The 15,431-nt window shown below is 36.9% G+C and carries 17 protein-coding genes and 1 pseudogene; 3 read left to right on the forward strand and 15 right to left on the reverse strand.

Features of this window, described 5'->3' with window-relative positions:
* Positions 1-48: 48 nt before the first annotated feature.
* From LMF89_RS16965 to LMF89_RS17005, 9 genes are all read right to left on the reverse strand, one after another.
* Positions 49-813 (reverse strand): enoyl-CoA hydratase/isomerase, encoded by a 765-nt coding sequence (locus LMF89_RS16965; RefSeq protein ID WP_229536134.1) that lies wholly within the window; start codon positions 811-813, stop codon positions 49-51.
* A complete protein-coding gene (locus tag LMF89_RS16970) occupies positions 810-2,072 on the reverse strand; it encodes a hydroxymethylglutaryl-CoA synthase family protein (RefSeq protein ID WP_229536135.1) in 1,263 nt (420 codons plus the stop codon). The genes LMF89_RS16965 and LMF89_RS16970 overlap by 4 nt, the downstream gene beginning before the upstream one ends.
* Before the next feature lie 19 nt (positions 2,073-2,091).
* The gene (locus tag LMF89_RS16975) at positions 2,092-3,330 is read right to left on the reverse strand and encodes a beta-ketoacyl synthase N-terminal-like domain-containing protein (RefSeq protein ID WP_304622612.1); all 1,239 of its coding nucleotides are present in this window, start codon (positions 3,328-3,330) and stop codon (positions 2,092-2,094) included.
* Complete coding sequence (locus tag LMF89_RS16980) at positions 3,299-3,547, reverse strand: acyl carrier protein (RefSeq protein ID WP_229536136.1); 249 nt, start codon at positions 3,545-3,547, stop codon at positions 3,299-3,301. Before LMF89_RS16980 ends, LMF89_RS16975 begins: the two co-directional genes overlap by 32 nt.
* A gap of 208 nt (positions 3,548-3,755) precedes the next feature.
* Positions 3,756-4,016 (reverse strand): acyltransferase domain-containing protein, encoded by a 261-nt coding sequence (locus LMF89_RS16985; protein ID WP_229536137.1) that lies wholly within the window; start codon positions 4,014-4,016, stop codon positions 3,756-3,758.
* A 34-nt stretch (positions 4,017-4,050) separates the two neighbouring features.
* Complete coding sequence (locus LMF89_RS16990) at positions 4,051-5,004, reverse strand: acyltransferase domain-containing protein (RefSeq protein WP_229536138.1); 954 nt, start codon at positions 5,002-5,004, stop codon at positions 4,051-4,053.
* A gap of 384 nt (positions 5,005-5,388) precedes the next feature.
* On the reverse strand, positions 5,389-5,886 hold the full coding sequence (gene loaP, locus LMF89_RS16995; protein WP_229536139.1) for an antiterminator LoaP: 498 nt from the start codon (positions 5,884-5,886) through the stop codon (positions 5,389-5,391).
* 84 nt (positions 5,887-5,970) lie between these two features.
* Positions 5,971-6,645, reverse strand: coding sequence for an MBL fold metallo-hydrolase (locus LMF89_RS17000; RefSeq protein ID WP_229536140.1), 675 nt, complete (start codon positions 6,643-6,645; stop codon positions 5,971-5,973).
* Between the two features lie 131 nt (positions 6,646-6,776).
* Positions 6,777-7,085 carry a class III extradiol ring-cleavage dioxygenase family protein gene (locus tag LMF89_RS17005; RefSeq protein WP_229536141.1) on the reverse strand — a complete coding sequence of 103 codons (309 nt, stop codon included), beginning with the start codon at positions 7,083-7,085 and terminating at the stop codon, positions 6,777-6,779.
* On the opposite strand from LMF89_RS17005, the pseudogene LMF89_RS17010 reads away from it, so the two are divergent.
* A pseudogene (locus tag LMF89_RS17010) lies at positions 7,078-7,185 on the forward strand (transglycosylase domain-containing protein); the annotation flags it as partial. The gene LMF89_RS17005 and the pseudogene LMF89_RS17010 overlap by 8 nt on opposite strands.
* A gap of 96 nt (positions 7,186-7,281) precedes the next feature.
* On the opposite strand, the gene LMF89_RS17015 reads toward LMF89_RS17010, so the two are convergent.
* The gene (locus LMF89_RS17015; protein WP_229536142.1) at positions 7,282-7,938 is read right to left on the reverse strand and encodes a hypothetical protein; all 657 of its coding nucleotides are present in this window, start codon (positions 7,936-7,938) and stop codon (positions 7,282-7,284) included.
* A 1,073-nt stretch (positions 7,939-9,011) separates the two neighbouring features.
* On the opposite strand from LMF89_RS17015, the gene LMF89_RS17020 reads away from it, so the two are divergent.
* Positions 9,012-9,257: a hypothetical protein gene (locus tag LMF89_RS17020; protein WP_229536143.1), complete on the forward strand. Its 246-nt coding sequence runs from the start codon at positions 9,012-9,014 to the stop codon at positions 9,255-9,257.
* A 753-nt stretch (positions 9,258-10,010) separates the two neighbouring features.
* On the forward strand, positions 10,011-10,154 hold the full coding sequence (locus tag LMF89_RS17025) for a hypothetical protein (protein WP_229536144.1): 144 nt from the start codon (positions 10,011-10,013) through the stop codon (positions 10,152-10,154).
* A 207-nt stretch (positions 10,155-10,361) separates the two neighbouring features.
* Here the strand turns inward: LMF89_RS17025 and rpsI are convergent, their stop codons facing one another.
* The 5 genes from rpsI to LMF89_RS17050 form a co-directional block, all read right to left on the reverse strand.
* Positions 10,362-10,754: a 30S ribosomal protein S9 gene (rpsI, locus tag LMF89_RS17030; protein WP_007937653.1), complete on the reverse strand. Its 393-nt coding sequence runs from the start codon at positions 10,752-10,754 to the stop codon at positions 10,362-10,364.
* A 21-nt stretch (positions 10,755-10,775) separates the two neighbouring features.
* Complete coding sequence (rplM, locus tag LMF89_RS17035; protein ID WP_007961573.1) at positions 10,776-11,213, reverse strand: 50S ribosomal protein L13; 438 nt, start codon at positions 11,211-11,213, stop codon at positions 10,776-10,778.
* 180 nt (positions 11,214-11,393) lie between these two features.
* Entirely contained in the window at positions 11,394-12,128 is a 735-nt protein-coding gene (gene truA / locus LMF89_RS17040) for a tRNA pseudouridine(38-40) synthase TruA (RefSeq protein ID WP_229536145.1), read from the reverse strand.
* A gap of 137 nt (positions 12,129-12,265) precedes the next feature.
* Positions 12,266-14,482 carry a HelD family protein gene (locus LMF89_RS17045; RefSeq protein WP_229536146.1) on the reverse strand — a complete coding sequence of 739 codons (2,217 nt, stop codon included), beginning with the start codon at positions 14,480-14,482 and terminating at the stop codon, positions 12,266-12,268.
* A gap of 144 nt (positions 14,483-14,626) precedes the next feature.
* Positions 14,627-15,430, reverse strand: coding sequence for an energy-coupling factor transporter transmembrane component T family protein (locus LMF89_RS17050; RefSeq protein WP_229536147.1), 804 nt, complete (start codon positions 15,428-15,430; stop codon positions 14,627-14,629).
* Between the last annotated feature and the right edge of the window lies 1 nt (position 15,431).

Consider the following 15,431-nt stretch of genomic DNA (forward strand, 5'->3'; position numbering starts at 1 on the left):
TTCTAATATAGAGCACCTTTATCTCTTACATCTTCATCACTAACATCTTCAATCTTCCCACGGCAACTGCCCCTTTTCTACATACCGAAAAATTCCCTCCATATTGCGCGGATCAGAAAATACCTCCTGATTTGCCGCTAACGCCAATGATTTGGATTGAAGGAGCGAGTCATATAACCCGGTCATATAGCGTTTATAACGTGAAATCCCTGTTTTAGACAAATGTCTAAGACGAAGTAAATGCTTACGAAGCAGAACTTCGCTCTGAACATCACAGGCATCTACCAAGCCCCATGTATATGCTTGTTGTGCAGATATCCCTTGAGTTGTCAAGGTTAAATAGTGGGCTTTTTGAAATCCGACTCGACGAATTAAAAACGGCAGAACACAAGCTGGCAAAAGCCCAAATAACAGTTCAGATAAACTAAATTGTGCGGTCTGACCAGCAAGCACAATATCACTGGCTGCAACGAATCCTACCCCTCCTGCATTCACCTTTCCTTGAACATGAGAAATTGTTATAAATGGTCCGGTTGCTAATTTGAACCATAAATCGTATAGAGGTTCAGGATTTTGTTCACATTGTTTTCCACTTGCTATTTTTTCGTACATACCTTTAAAATCAGCCCCAAAGCAAAAAACTTCAGGCAAACCTTCCAACACCACGATAGTAACCGTTTCTCGACACAATTCTAACACTTGATTACATTCTTCAATCAAACGTTCATTAATGGTGTTATTGAATTCTGGACGATAAAACTGTATGAAACAAACCGGATCTTGAAAACGAACTTGAATCGTTTGATAATTCATGAAATCCACTCATATTCACGATGAAATTCTCGGATCTCTCTTAAATATAATCGTTCTTTTCCTTTACACGAGACCAACGCTCCCGGAATAAATTGAAAATCTAACTTAACGTTACGGGTCCCGAATTTCACTGCACCACTGCCTCTCAATAAGGCTTCATATTCATCCATAGATAATTGAAAGCGCTCATTTAATTGATCCTCCAGCCTAAAACGGCGCTGATATTCTTGCCCTTGTGCTGTGACAACCCCACTATAAAACTCAGAACAACAACCCGATCCATAAGAAAAACAGCCAATTCGTTTAGGAGAATCAAACCGCCCTTGATCAATCGTACTCGCCAAAGACAGGAATATGGTGGCTCCCATAATATTTCCGACACGTTGACAATATTTCATTCCTGGCATAACACGCTGCTCAAAATCCTCTTCTATCTGAGGTGGTTTGGCTTTGAGCATCTTGCGCATCATGCTCCGATGCGCCCCTTTTACCATTCCGCCAAACGGGGTATGAAAGGCAAGATACTGAAATGTTTTTTCATAATCTACACCAGTTACTCGTTTTTGATATTCTAAAAAGGCCTGCTCGCAACAATCTAAATAAGATGATAAGGATAAATCCGAATCCCCAGCTTCGCTATCCGGAATGGGACGACACGTATCCATTACCTCATAACCATAGTATCCATTGGCTCCCACATCTACTTGAAATACATAAGGACTTTCACTGACTAAAATGGCCACAGCTCCTGCGCCTCCACTTGGTTCAGCAAAAGACCAATCCACGCTCAAGGCCTCTCCCGCATCAGCTACCATAAATCGAGAAATATCCGTTGCAATCACCAGAGCTTTAGCACCAGGCGAGGACTGGGACAAAATAAAGTTGATTGCCATTTGAAATCCAGCAGTACCAGAATAGCAGGCTTGTTTGAGTTCAAACAAACGACAATTCCGATTCAGCCCCAAATAGTGATGTATATAGGTACTCATAGACTTTCCAAAATCAATGCCAGATTCCGTGCATGTAATGAGTAGCTCAATCCGATCTTTTTCTTTTTCAGAAAGGGAGTCCACTATTGGCTTGGCCGCATTAACCCCATATGTGACCGGATCTTCATACGGCAGGGCTACGGCCTTTTCTTTCATCAATAAATTTTCAAATCTTGTGGTATCCAATTGACGATGCTGTGCTAATTGCCCCACATCTAAATACGCTGTCCCTCCAAAAACATTTATCGCTTCAATTCCAACAGAAACCATATTCTCTCTCCTCACATAACTACTTTGTATTTTCTAAACAAATTGCAGTATTAATTCCACCGAACCCCATACTTAAACTTAGAGCATGTCCAATATCATGCTCTACAGATTCAGCACCAACCCAATTAAAGGATGATTCTATAGGATCTTCCAAATTTCTCGTAGGATGGAGTCTAGACTCTTTCATTTGCAAAAGAGTTGCAATAACTTCTACAGTGCCAGCTGCACTCAACCCATGACCAGTAATGGATTTAGTCGCATTGATATAGGCATGAGATAATTGACAGTCCCGAATTGCTTTTATTTCTATTTCATCTCCAATTATGGAACCAGTTCCATGAGGATTAATATAATCAATTTCTTGAGCAGATATCTTCGCATACTCTAAGGCCTTTTTTATCACCCCAACCTCTCCCTCGCAGGAGGGATTCGGATTGCGATTAGCATCCATTCCTATAGCCCAGCCTGAAATTCTAGCATAAGGTTTTGCCTGACGCCTCATGGCAAAATCAGCGCGCTCTATCACAACTACACCACAGGATTCTCCATAAATAAACCCATCCCGATTTTTATCAAAAGGACGACAAGCCATTGCAGGTTCCTTTGCATACCGATCAGTTCCCATAGCACCTAAAGATCGCAATGCTTGGCACTCCCAGTACGTAATATCCATTAACGCTCCCATAGCAATACATATGTCAACCTGCCCCGTTTGAACCGCATGAATTGCCTGAATAATTGCCAGTTGACCACTTGCGGAAGCCCCTCCCACCGTATAAGCAAATCCTTTAATCCCAAATTGTTCTGTACAAAGTCCACACAAATCACTATCCATAAAGGATATTCCATAGGTTGGACGCACAAGACGGGCGCGATCTTGATACGTTTCATACATTTGCACCAGTTCCCGTTGTTGTAGATTAGATCCGCCAATTACCAAGCCAACACGACTAGGATCTATGGCATCTAGTTTCGCCTCGTCCCAAGCTTCCTGAAGGGTAATCATGGCTACTTGCCCTGAAAAGGATGCTGTCCGCAGCACTCGTTTTGAAAAATGCTCTGGAAAAGGAAACAAAGGTATCTCAGCACCTATAAATGAGGTCTTTTTTTGTCGTCCTGGACGCTGCATCACATCAAATGCATGTTGCCCTTGCATTAACGCTGAGGTAAAAGCAGTTTTTCCCTTCCCAATAGCCGAGGTAATTCCTATGCCTGTAATAAAAATATCAGACTGATTTTGATTTTTCATATAACACATCGACTAATTCTCCTATGTTTTTTGCCCCAAACAACTCCACTCGAGGAATTTCCAAGGATAAAGATTCCATTGTCATCGCTACAATTTCAGCGCGATCCACCGAGTTTGCCCCCAGTTGTGCCAGTTGATCGCTAGGCTTAATTAGCTCACTTTCTAATTCTGGAATTACCTCGTAAGTATGGCGTACAATAATCTCAAAAATATCTGTTTTATTCATTTTCTTCTCCTTTTAAATAAATTGTTTTGTAAAGTTAAATATAAATGGGAACCTGCCATCCTTCCTGGTAACAATGCTTTTCACAAAACACATCGCAAAAAGGAGACAAGGCCCCATGCAAAACATTGCATCAATTTAGCCAACCAATGGCTCCGCCTCTTGTTTGATTCTAACTAATCCGTTTAAAACTTTACCTACTCCGATTTCTTCAAATTGCATTTCGCCACGCCCTATTAAATATTGAATACTCCCTGTCCGTGAGATAACACAATGCATTGACAACATATAAAGCAGGTTGAGTATATTGAGTTTGGCTTAATTTTAAGTTTGGATCTTCCACACAAAGTTCCTTAATTGAATATCCTAAGATCTCGTCCGCCTCTGCCGTTAATTCCTTAAATTTATCAAAAAGTGTTCCACCCATTCCCTTAGTCTGAGAACCTTGTCCAGGAAAAATAAATGTAATCATTTCTTTCTTATCTCCTTTTATAATAAATTTCTAATTAAAACATCCTTTCTTTTATTTTTTCGAATTTCTTAATGTCCTGACCAAAAGGAGTTAACACATCATAAATTTGTGATAAAGAATCTTTATTCAAAATTTTCTTCACAAAATTAGCCAATGTTCCAGATGGTCCCAAATCAATATAGTTAAACTGACCAATTTTTTCAAATTTTAATATTGTTTTTTCAAAATAAATCGGTTGCCTTGCAATATCCCAAAAATACTTTGGAGAAAACTCGATAGCATTACCACTTAGTAAAGAAGATATAATCGGTATTCCTGGTTTTTTAAAAAAAATTTTGTGTATTTTTTTTATATACTCATTTTCTATTGAGTCAATGTTCGAAGAATGAAAACCATATCTCACGGGAATTGTTTGAAAAGTAATATTTCTATTTATTAAATATTCTTCAATTTTTAATAACTTTTTACTATTGCCAGAAATAACAAAATGAGAAAAGTAATTAATTGCTGCTAAATCTGAATTAAGTGAAATTTCCTGAACTTGATAATATAGTTCTGGATTGTGAATTATTGCTATCATACTCCCTAATTCACAACAGCTCTCAATTAACTTTGCCTGCTTCAGAAGGCATTCTATCGTTTCTTCCACCGAAATAATACCGGCAACTGCTGCTGAAGTAAATTCTCCTAAACTTGCTCCTAAAACATAATCAGGCTCAATTCCACTTTCTATTAATACGCGTGCTAATGAATATTCCACCATGAAAATAGCTGGATGAGTATATAAAAGATGATCAAAGTTATCAGCCTTACTTTTTGTTTTATTGTATATTTCATCAGTAATTGAAAGACCAACATTTTTATATACTATGTCATCTAATGTTGACATCCATCGCCTGAATACCGCATTTTTACAGTATAGTTCTTTCCCCATATGGTAATATTGAGATCCTTGGCCCGAAAACATAAATACAATATTTTTTTTCATTTACTCTTCATCCTTTAGTTTATAATTAGCAACCCGACTCGTACTGAGTCTTATGTGACATCCAAATTCGATCTGTTATTATCCTAAAAGGAAGGATTACACTTTCTTCTAGGATGAAAAAATTCAGCAAATCAAGTTTGACTTGCTGAATGCTATCAATTTAATTTATTCTTCAATCATTTATATTGACATCAAAAACATCGGTTTGATGAAATTTATGGTTAATACTTAAGTAAACAAATACTCCATGTTAAAAGCATAGTTTTACCTTTCATGTAAAAAAGCCTACACTACCTTTATATACCACATCTATAACCTCATTAGTCACCTATATGGGCCGAAACACCAAACAGGTATCCCTCTGATTTTTTTCAGTCCTTATGATCAAATTACTTCAATTCCTAAATCTATTTTTTTTGGCACACCCATAAAATTCAGAATTATTTTAACTCTATTTTTACGTTTATCTACCTCTACCATTAGCCCTTCCATCCCTTTAAGGGGACCACTTTTAACAATAATTTTTGAATTATGTATATAAATCTTAGAATAATCTACGACCCCATCATTATCTAAAAGTTTCAGAATATAAAACATTTCATCATCAACTATTCTTGTATAGTAATCTCCAGTTTTTAATATTCGGATAATGCCTGGAATACTTTTTAGTTTATAGTAAGTTTCTATATTCATATTGGTGCAAATAAAAATATAACCAGGAAACATCTTTTTTAGAACATGTTTTATGCTTCCGCCGTTTCTCTCCATAATCTTTCTTCGGGGAATAACGGAAACTAAAACTGATTCATTGAAATGAATACGAAGCCATTCTTGTACCAAATCTTCCTTTCCTGTATTTACAAATAGCACATACCAATCCATAAAATTACCCTTTCTACATTTTGTTTGAGTCATTGCCAATTTTCCAACTGAGAAAAAACATGTTTTGCAAATTCTGAAAAAATATCAATAAAAGGTAAATATATTTTTTTGTTCCTTGCGCATTCTAAAGGCTATAAAATGTTCTAGTTTGTTAATTTGAAAATATATATTTTCCTCGAAAAGATATTTTAGAGGATATCCTGGTTTCTTACCAAATGAATGGGCAGGGTATACGGATACTTTAGGAGAGATAGTATTTTTAATCATTTGAATGCTATAATACATTTCTTCCGGATTTCCACCATCTGCACTACAACCCCCACAACCCTCAGTAAATATGGTATCCCCTGTAAATATACTATCCGGCAAAAGAAAACATGTACTTCCCACTGTATGACCAGGAGTTAAAAGGCATTTAATATCAGTATTACCGAGTTTAATAGAATCACCATTTTCTATTGGATTTAAATTATTACATGTAAAATTGTAATAATTTATCTCTTTAACTGACATTACTACTTGAGGATTATATTTTTTCAATAGCGGATTGACTAAATTGACGTGATCGACGTGTGAATGGGTTAACAAAATCGTAGCCAAGTTTGCATTTATCTTCTTTAAAAATATTTCGATAGTTTCTAATTCCCAAGCAGGATCAATAATAGCTGTTAGATTTGTTGTTTTATCAAAAATAATATAACAATAATTTTTAAAGAAAGTTGATTTAAGGTGTAATTGATATATTTGAAAGTTATTCATAATTCACCTTTGTAAAATCATGCCGAGTAAACATAATCAATATCAAGCTTCAAATGAATTAGATGACTCAACACGAATTTTATGACTTTACAATTTTTGTATTTTTATCATACCATCTTTTCCCATTATTTTCAATGGGTTTTTTTGTATATTACCAGAATAGTCCATATTTTGCCAAATACGTTTTTTACATGTCGGAAAATGTGTTGCAGTTCCCATTTCAGATAGTAAAGCGGAACCAGTGCTCCATGGTCCAGCTCTAAATGCAGGTAATTGTTTTTGGCCTTATCATCTGTCAGCTCTACTACATTCACTCCCAAACGGCCGGCATTCTTTAAAATATGTCTCACTAGTAAGCCATCTGTCTCAAATCCTAAAGAAGCCTGAGGAGCACCAAAGGAACCAACGTTTCCTTTAAGCCTTGGATGGACGCTCGCCATGAATATGGAACTGCGGTATTCAAAGGAAGAAATCTTAGAAATGTATTTGAATACCATTTACTTTGGATCTGGTGCCTATGGCATAGGGAATGCAGCAAAATAAAAAAACTAAAATATATTAAACGAATCGAAAGGAACCACAAAGACGCAAAGGACACAAAGTGGTCTAAAAAAAAAGAGGCCAACGGCCTCTTTTTTAGTTAAAATAATTTTTAATAGGTTTCCATTCTGGGTTGCTTGTATCCATATTGTCATGTACTGTCGTGCGTGAAGCGCGTTCAATGATAAATTCCCTAATATATGTATCTTCATCAATATTCTCAATATCTTTAATCAGACGACCTTCATCTTGGATGTTGAAGGCAACCAATGTATAATATTTACCGCCTGACAATTCTCTAATGAGTATGCCCATACCTACAGGGGACTCCCCTTCTTGGAAATTTCGGCTTATTGAGTTGTGAGTTGCAAAAAAATTAGCTTTTGGTGCTTTTGTCAAAGCATATACTTCTGGAAAGTATAATTTAAACTCTTTAATTGTAATTGGCATATCTGGGGTAAACCGCTGCGCTGCCACTACTGCATCAGGTTTATTATTTGCATACATGACTTCCATCTGTATACCTATTCCATGGCGGCTAAAAGAATAACGATAAGATGCAGCTTTTGCTTTTTTAAAACCTTTTTCTTCCCAATCGGCTCTTGTCCACAACTGATTGTCAGAATCAATCACCAAGCGATAATCTCCATATTGTTGTTGAATCGAAACCCTGTTGTCATCCAAGCTAGCAAAAGCTACGCTAGAAAGCATCAACAACATTGAAAAAACTAGCATTACTATGATTTTTCTCATAAACTAACCCCTTCCATTCTTATATCATTACTCTTTATTATTATACCTTACCTGCCATATTTCCTGCTACACAGAAGAAAAACACTCCTGCATCTCGATGATGTAACTCTTCAACTTTTTCTATATTTAATTTTACAATCAGCATAAATATGGGTATAATAAGACTATACTACAAATAAGCAACCTCCCCTGCGTCAACAGGAACGGTTGCTATGGATAGCGGAGGTTACTTGAACCAGATAGTGATATGTTCTGGCTTAAGCATGATTATTGCTAGTACAATAATCAGCCAGACGATCACTCGTGGAGAAACCCACATAGATTTCACCCCCCTATTCAGTTTTGGGAGAGTTATGACCTCTCCCAAAAGGTATTATACCAAAAGCTGGTTGGATTTTCCAACGGCTTTTTTCTTTTATTATGCAGTGTCCCCTTCTATAAAATAAAAAAATAACCGCCTTACTTCATTTAAAAGCAAGGCGAATTTTAATAATAAGAGCGAATACTGTCTTTAAACGCGATCCGAATGAGTTAGCCAATAGATACACAAAGCAGTTACTACAATGATAATAAGTCCTACTTCAAGCGCATCAGGCACATCCAGCCACATTCTCTCCCCTCCATTATTTGAATACCCTTCTTATAACATACTTTATTTATCGTTTTTTATAACGTAATCTTCAAATAAAAAAGCAACGCCTCACTCAAAAGATAAGAGGGAGATTAGATAATCCTTTAAAGGCATACTCAACAACTTCGCAAAAAGATAACATTATCTCCTAGCGAAGAGCCGTATAAAGCAATTGGAACCACAAAGACGCAAAGGACACAAAGGGGTTTTATTTATTTTTTTGCATTCCTTTGTGGTTCATAATATCTGACCTTTTTCGCACCTAAAAACTTATACTTTCTATGCTTATAAAAAGGGCCGCCCCATAAGCGTTTTTTTTGTTTCACATAATTTCACCCTGTTTTATATGATAGATAATTATGGAATATAACGAATCGGTACAAAATGAATACTCCTGAATATATTAGGAGTATTAACACTGAAGGATTAGGAGGGAAAGCCAATGAATTGCAATATAATCCCTAATGGAATTCCAAATCTTGAGGAATTAGAAAAAAAGGCTTGTAAAGCAATTGAATTTCCTAGATTAGCTACAACTACTGGTAATGCGATTGCATTGTTTACAATGCTCGTGTTAAAAGAAATCCTTAAACAACAGTCTGCTAATCCAATCGACAATTTGACTAATATTATTGCACTCTCCAATAGCATTGCTGGTTTAAATAGCAGTATAAAGATCATTCAATAGAAAAGCAACGCACACTAATACACTATTTCTATAGTATCGACCCAGCGAATATCCCTCCGCAATAAGGAACATATCCAAAGGATACGTTCCTTATTGCGGAGGGACATTCTTATCCTCTAAAAAACAAAAACGCCCTACAGGACGCTTAGTTTTACATTATAATTCTGGAAAATCATCAATCTTATCCATATCTTTTAAATGTTGTATTGCTTCAGCTCGTGTTGTTCCAATAATTTTACCTTGCTTTGTTTTTAAGTTTAAGAAAAAGAATCCACTATCAGATACAATAATTGCTGCAGTTTTGTCTCTACTAAATATTGGGGCAGTAAGACCATTACTATCATGACTTATGACAATTACCTCCTTTATAATTTCTGATAATTACGAATATATCTTTATATTATTCAATAAAAAATAATATTATCCTTCAAATATATAAAAATTTTTACAAATTAGTAAGTAATTTGTAAAAACACCAAATATTGATTAGGGTTTTACTTTTGCAACTCATCAAAAATGAGGTAGCTCCTGAAAAATATTTAAAACTTAAGTCCTGCACAACATAAGCAGCCAGTTAGCTGCATAGATGTCAACGTTCCCCTGGAATTGATTCACATCATCATCAAAAAAAGAACCTAATCGGCTTTTTACATAATAAACAGTACCAATATTTTTTTAGAATACATACACTATAATGTGGAGTCTACGTAATTTGCACTTCATTAATATTTCACCTCGAAGGGAGGTGATTGTATGATTATTGACTTCGACGAACGAAAATTTAGAAATGAAATTAAAAGTATAGCTAAAAAGTATGGAGCAAAGTCTAACGATGCTGAAATGGTAGCAACGATGGCTTTGTCAGTTGTAATGAAATCAAGCAAACCTGTGAAATAATACGTTTGCTTTCAGCGAGCAGAATATCTTTGCTTGCTGTTTTTTTATATTAGGCTTACCTTGCTCTAATGGTCCTTAATAATTCATAAAGTAAAAAGGAGGCACAGAGAACACTGAGAAAAGATAATTAGGGTTAAAATTCTGATTCTATAAAAGAAAAAAACCCCTGCAAATTCAATATTTGCAGGGGTTTTATTTTTGCTAGTTTTAGCGTTTGGAGAACTGAGACGCTTTACGCGCTTTCTTCAAACCATATTTACGACGCTCTTTTTCACGTGGATCACGAGTAAGGAATCCAGCTTTTTTCAAAGATGGACGGTACTCAGCATCAACTTTAAGTAATGCACGAGAAATACCGTGACGAACCGCGCCAGCTTGTCCTGAAGGACCGCCGCCCTCCACTTTAATTAACACATTGTATTTGCCAAGAGTTTCTGTCAAATTAAGGGGTTGTTTTACAATAAGTTCTAACGTTTTGCGACCAAAATATTCTGCAATAGTACGGTCGTTAACTAGAATATTGCCTTCACCCGGAACCAGACGAACTCTGGCAACCGAGGTTTTTCTGCGACCTGTGCCGTAGTAAGTAACCAATGCCATAATATGTTCCTCCTTTCCGGATTATCTTACGTTAATTTCTAATACTTCTGGTAATTGCGCAGCATGCGGATGCTCAGCACCACGATATACTTGCAATTTACGATACATCTGACGGCCAAGGCGGTTCTTAGGTAACATACCCCTAATAGCCAGCTCAAGCACTCTTTCTGGTTTGTCTGCAAGCATTTTACCAGCAGTCACGAATGTAGTTCCACCTACATAACCAGAATGACGGAAATATGTTTTTTGTACTAACTTCTTACCAGTTAATGCTACTTTATCAGCGTTGATGACGATAACATGGTCACCGGTATCAACATGCGGAGTAAATGTTGGTTTATGTTTGCCGCGAAGAACTTTTGCTACTTCGGCAGCTAATCTACCTAAAGTTTTACCTTCTGCATCTACAACATACCACTTACGTTCTATGGTGGCAGCATTTGCCATAAATGTTTTCATGCGATATACCTCCTTGTCACAACATTACAAAAAAAATTGATTTTGTTTCCTTGAGCTCCGGGGCTAACGGAAGTCATGGCATAAATCTCATAAAAACATTGTATTAAATTACCTGGACAATGTCAAGGAATATCGGCATGTAAATTCACTTTTTTTTGAGTTATCCACAGTTTGTTAGGTTTAATATCGAACTTCTTTTAAGTATAGTCCATGAGCAGGTGCTGTAGCACCTGCCTTCTTTCGATCTCGTCCCTCAAAGATGGTCTTAAACTTCTCTAAAGAAGTCTTTCCTAACCCCACATTCACTAATGTACCAGTTAAATTACGCACCATATGATATAAGAAACCATTTCCCCAAAAAGAAAGCTCTAATATCCGATCCTGAAGTTGACATTCAACTGCCATAATTGTGCGAATAGGACTAACACTTGCTCCTCCCGAGGCTCGAAAAGCTGAAAAATCATGGGTTCCGATGATTGTTTGTGCTGCTTCTTTCATTGCTGGCACATTTAATGTTTGTGGAATAGTCCATACCAGATTCCGAAGAAAGGGATTTGGTACGGTATGCTGATAAATCTTATACACATATATTTTACTTTGCGCACTATATTGAGCATCAAAGCTATCTGGAACCTCTTGGGCATCAAGGACTACAATATCGTACGGCAGTAAACTCCTAGAGGCTATTGCAATACGATCTACGGGTATTCTGCTAGTGGTTTTAAAATTGACGACTTGTCCATAAGCATGAACCCCAGAATCAGTTCTGCCAGCCATATGAATCCTGAATGTATGACCGACAATCCTTGCCAATTTGTCTTCTAGTACTTGTTGTATCCCGATCGCGTTAATCTGGCGCTGAAAACCATGATACGCCGTGCCGTCATAAGCCAATGTTAATTTAATATTACGCATGTTTATACACCCCGCCGCTCACTATACATACACATATATAGCGAAAAAAATATTTGAAACACAGAGGGGAACATAAAGGGCTACCTCTCTCTGTGCCCTCTGTGCATTTCTGTGTTCTCTGTGTTTAATCGTTGCTCTTAATTTTTCCCCACTAACAAGGGTGTAAGATTACCACGATATAGAATATGTAAATAATACAACGGCCGAGATAATGCCACATAGAGCAATTTTGCATCGAAGCTATTGTTTTTGAATTCTTTATCCGAAGCATTCCACATAATCACACCATCAAATTCTAGTCCTTTTGCCAAGCCCACTGGAAGAATGGAAATACCGCCTTGGTAGGAGAGAGTGTCACTGGTAATCACATGCAGCTCCTTATTATCGTCTTCTTGCTGCAGAGCATGATATAAAAAAACACTGTCTCTTTCCATTTTTGTAATAATTCCAATGGATTTACAATCTTGCTCTTTAAACTTTTGAATAGCATCGCCAATCGCCAGTAACGCTTCGTTTTCTGTGCTGACCTGCTGATATACGGGATCTTGACCAATCTCATATACGGGAATGGCAGCAGAGTGTCCTCTAGGCATTACCTTGTTAAAACATTCGATAATTTCCCGTGCAGAACGATAGCTGTAATTAACTTCACGATAGATGGATTTTACATCAGAAAATACCTCTTTCATGACTACCTGCCAGCTATCGATACTGCGATAAGCGGTAATTCCTTGGGATAGATCTCCCATAATGGTAAAGGAGCTATTTTTTGATAACATTTTAAGAATCATAAACTCCAAAGCATTTAAGTCTTGGGCTTCATCCACTACAATATGTTCAAATTTCACAATATGATTCAAATCATTTATGAGGTAAGAAAGATAGCAAATGGGTGCCAAGTCTTCTCTCTCTACTTTTCCCTCTTGTAATATGCTGCTAGAGTATTCTATGATAAAAGCAATATCCAATTTTTTATTCTTTAAAATTTTAAATATACTTTTATTGCTAAAGACTTCCTTGTAACAAGTCCTAATATCATCGCAAGACCATTTTAAAAAATGACTTGCCAGAAATTGTGTCCCTTGCTGTGAATATTGCTCATAGGTTTTATCTGTACTGCCAATTTTGCGCCTCTGCTCCATCTCTAACACTTCCAAGAAATTTCGGACCCTAAATTTAATATAACCAGTTAACGTTTTTACACGTTCATTATAGGGAGTATTGAGCATACTTCCTTGCATAAAGTTTTCAATTTGCTGCTCTTTTGTAATCAATAATTTCTGATCAAACAGCAGGATATCTTTTAACTTTAGGCAGAATTTCTCAATTTTCTTATCCATCCAAGCATCTAATACTTTCACAAATTCCAAAGATCCCTTTAATCGGGCAACTGCCTCTAATTGATCGCGACGGCTATCTTTTATCTTATTTTCTAAAAACAGCTGGGCTTTCTCATCTTGGTGCAAGGAGAATGTCGTCTGGGTTATTTCATGTACTACATCAATAAATGTCTGCTGCCTCACATCATCTGCATCGATCTCTGGCAGCAATTCACAAATATAATCTAAGAATAATTTGTTGGGTGCAATGACCATCATTTTCTGTGGATCTAATTTTTCATTATAAAGCAAATAAGATAATCGATGCAGACCAATGGTACTTTTCCCTGACCCTGCTACGCCTTGAATAACAATAACTTGATGTAATGTTTCACGAATAATTTTGTTTTGTTCCGCTCGAATGGAAGTTACAATATCTTTTAGCTTATTACTAGTACCTTGCAGCAGCCTTTCCGTTAAAAAGGGGTCAGCAAGTAAGGCCTCCTTTTTAGGATCGGCCAATTGATCAAAAATATAATCGTCGGATATTTTTTGCAAATTACCTTCGACTATTTTGTATTGTCTCTTTAAGTTCACGTCACCGCTATAATGGTATTTTCCTAGAACATCGTAACTAGCACGTCCATCTTGGCATTCATAGAAAATAGTTGCTACAGGGTCGCGCCAGTCAAATACTAAAATATCTTTTACGGTAAGAATGTCCAAGCGGCTGATTTTAACTCGCCCTATATAAAAGCTCTCATAGTCCACCGCATCATCATCTTTAAAATCCACACGACCAAAATAAGGACTCCCTAGAGCCTCTTTCATATCATAAATCTTTTCAGCATGATCATGTTTCATCATGGAATGAACATAGGTACTAATTTGATCTTTATGCTCCAATGACACACGCATTTGCGCAGTACGCTTATCAATATCGTCTTCCAAAGATGTAATGATTTGATTCATCTCTTCCAACGTATAATCCAAGTGCTGTTTTTCTAAAGCATAATCCGGATGATCCTTAACCATATAACCTCCTGTCTTCCCTTTAATACGAAAGTTTATAAGTTTACTATAAAAACCTATCGAACCACAAAGACACGAAGGACACAAAGGGTTGTGCGCCCCGCCTTCGCGTTTCAAACATGCTTTTCTTATTTTTTCTTCTACCTGCTACTTACTATATATCCTCACTGCAACTAGCACTCCAATGATAATGCCTAGTACTCCATATGCCAGCCAATCTCTCGTTGTAATTTGGAGTTCTTTCATGCGGGTTCTTTGATGCCCGCCTCGGTAGCATCTGGCCTCCATAGCAGTAGCCAATTCATCCGCACGGCGAAATGCACTAATAAACAGCGGGACGAGTAAAGGAATCATATTACGTGCACGGCGCAATATATTTCCTGATGTAAAATCCGCTCCTCTTGCCATTTGCGCTTTCATGATTTTATCTGTTTCTTCCAGCAACGTTGGAATAAAACGAAGGGCAATTGTCATCATCATAGCCAACTCATGTGCAGGCAGACCTATTTTCTTAAAAGGGTTAAGTAAACGTTCAATCCCATCGGTCAAAGCGATGGGGGAAGTGGTAAATGTCAATAAAGAAGATACAACAATTAAAAAGACAAGTCTGATTGTCATAAAAAGCCCTTGACGGACACCTTCCTGGGTCGCCGCCAATGGACCAATCTTATAGATAATGCTCCCCGGTGTAGTAAAAATATGAATAAGTAAGGTCAATACAATAATGATCCACAATGGCTTTAAGGAGCGTAAAATCATAGTAGGAGGTATTGCCGCTAAGGCAATGATGAATACAATAAAAGCGGCTAATATGATATAAGCCTGATAGGTATCTGCTAAAAAAATGCTGCTGATAAATAATATCGTACTAATAATCTTCGTACGCGGATCTAGTAAATGAAGTAAGGAATTGCCGGGAAAATATTGTCCCAGCATAATATCCGTTAGCAAA

Origin of the sequence: Pelosinus baikalensis (genome assembly GCF_020819555.1) — a bacterium.
Taxonomy (GTDB): Bacteria; Bacillota; Negativicutes; order DSM-13327; family DSM-13327; genus Pelosinus; species Pelosinus baikalensis.

What these genes read in the sequence shown, in the direction of transcription:
- LMF89_RS16965 (WP_229536134.1), bottom strand. Translation starts at nt 813, where the DNA reads ATGAATTATCAAACGATTCAAGTTCGTTTTCAAGATCCGGTTTGTTTC.
- LMF89_RS16970 (WP_229536135.1), bottom strand. Translation starts at nt 2,072, where the DNA reads ATGGTTTCTGTTGGAATTGAAGCGATAAATGTTTTTGGAGGGACAGCG.
- LMF89_RS16975 (WP_304622612.1), bottom strand. Translation starts at nt 3,330, where the DNA reads ATGTGTTATATGAAAAATCAAAATCAGTCTGATATTTTTATTACAGGC.
- LMF89_RS16980 (WP_229536136.1), bottom strand. Translation starts at nt 3,547, where the DNA reads ATGAATAAAACAGATATTTTTGAGATTATTGTACGCCATACTTACGAG.
- LMF89_RS16985 (WP_229536137.1), bottom strand. Translation starts at nt 4,016, where the DNA reads ATGATTACATTTATTTTTCCTGGACAAGGTTCTCAGACTAAGGGAATG.
- LMF89_RS16990 (WP_229536138.1), bottom strand. Translation starts at nt 5,004, where the DNA reads ATGAAAAAAAATATTGTATTTATGTTTTCGGGCCAAGGATCTCAATAT.
- loaP (WP_229536139.1), bottom strand. Translation starts at nt 5,886, where the DNA reads ATGGATTGGTATGTGCTATTTGTAAATACAGGAAAGGAAGATTTGGTA.
- LMF89_RS17000 (WP_229536140.1), bottom strand. Translation starts at nt 6,645, where the DNA reads ATGAATAACTTTCAAATATATCAATTACACCTTAAATCAACTTTCTTT.
- LMF89_RS17005 (WP_229536141.1), bottom strand. Translation starts at nt 7,085, where the DNA reads ATGGCGAGCGTCCATCCAAGGCTTAAAGGAAACGTTGGTTCCTTTGGT.
- LMF89_RS17015 (WP_229536142.1), bottom strand. Translation starts at nt 7,938, where the DNA reads ATGAGAAAAATCATAGTAATGCTAGTTTTTTCAATGTTGTTGATGCTT.
- LMF89_RS17020 (WP_229536143.1), top strand. Translation starts at nt 9,012, where the DNA reads ATGAATTGCAATATAATCCCTAATGGAATTCCAAATCTTGAGGAATTA.
- LMF89_RS17025 (WP_229536144.1), top strand. Translation starts at nt 10,011, where the DNA reads ATGATTATTGACTTCGACGAACGAAAATTTAGAAATGAAATTAAAAGT.
- rpsI (WP_007937653.1), bottom strand. Translation starts at nt 10,754, where the DNA reads ATGGCATTGGTTACTTACTACGGCACAGGTCGCAGAAAAACCTCGGTT.
- rplM (WP_007961573.1), bottom strand. Translation starts at nt 11,213, where the DNA reads ATGAAAACATTTATGGCAAATGCTGCCACCATAGAACGTAAGTGGTAT.
- truA (WP_229536145.1), bottom strand. Translation starts at nt 12,128, where the DNA reads ATGCGTAATATTAAATTAACATTGGCTTATGACGGCACGGCGTATCAT.
- LMF89_RS17045 (WP_229536146.1), bottom strand. Translation starts at nt 14,482, where the DNA reads ATGGTTAAGGATCATCCGGATTATGCTTTAGAAAAACAGCACTTGGAT.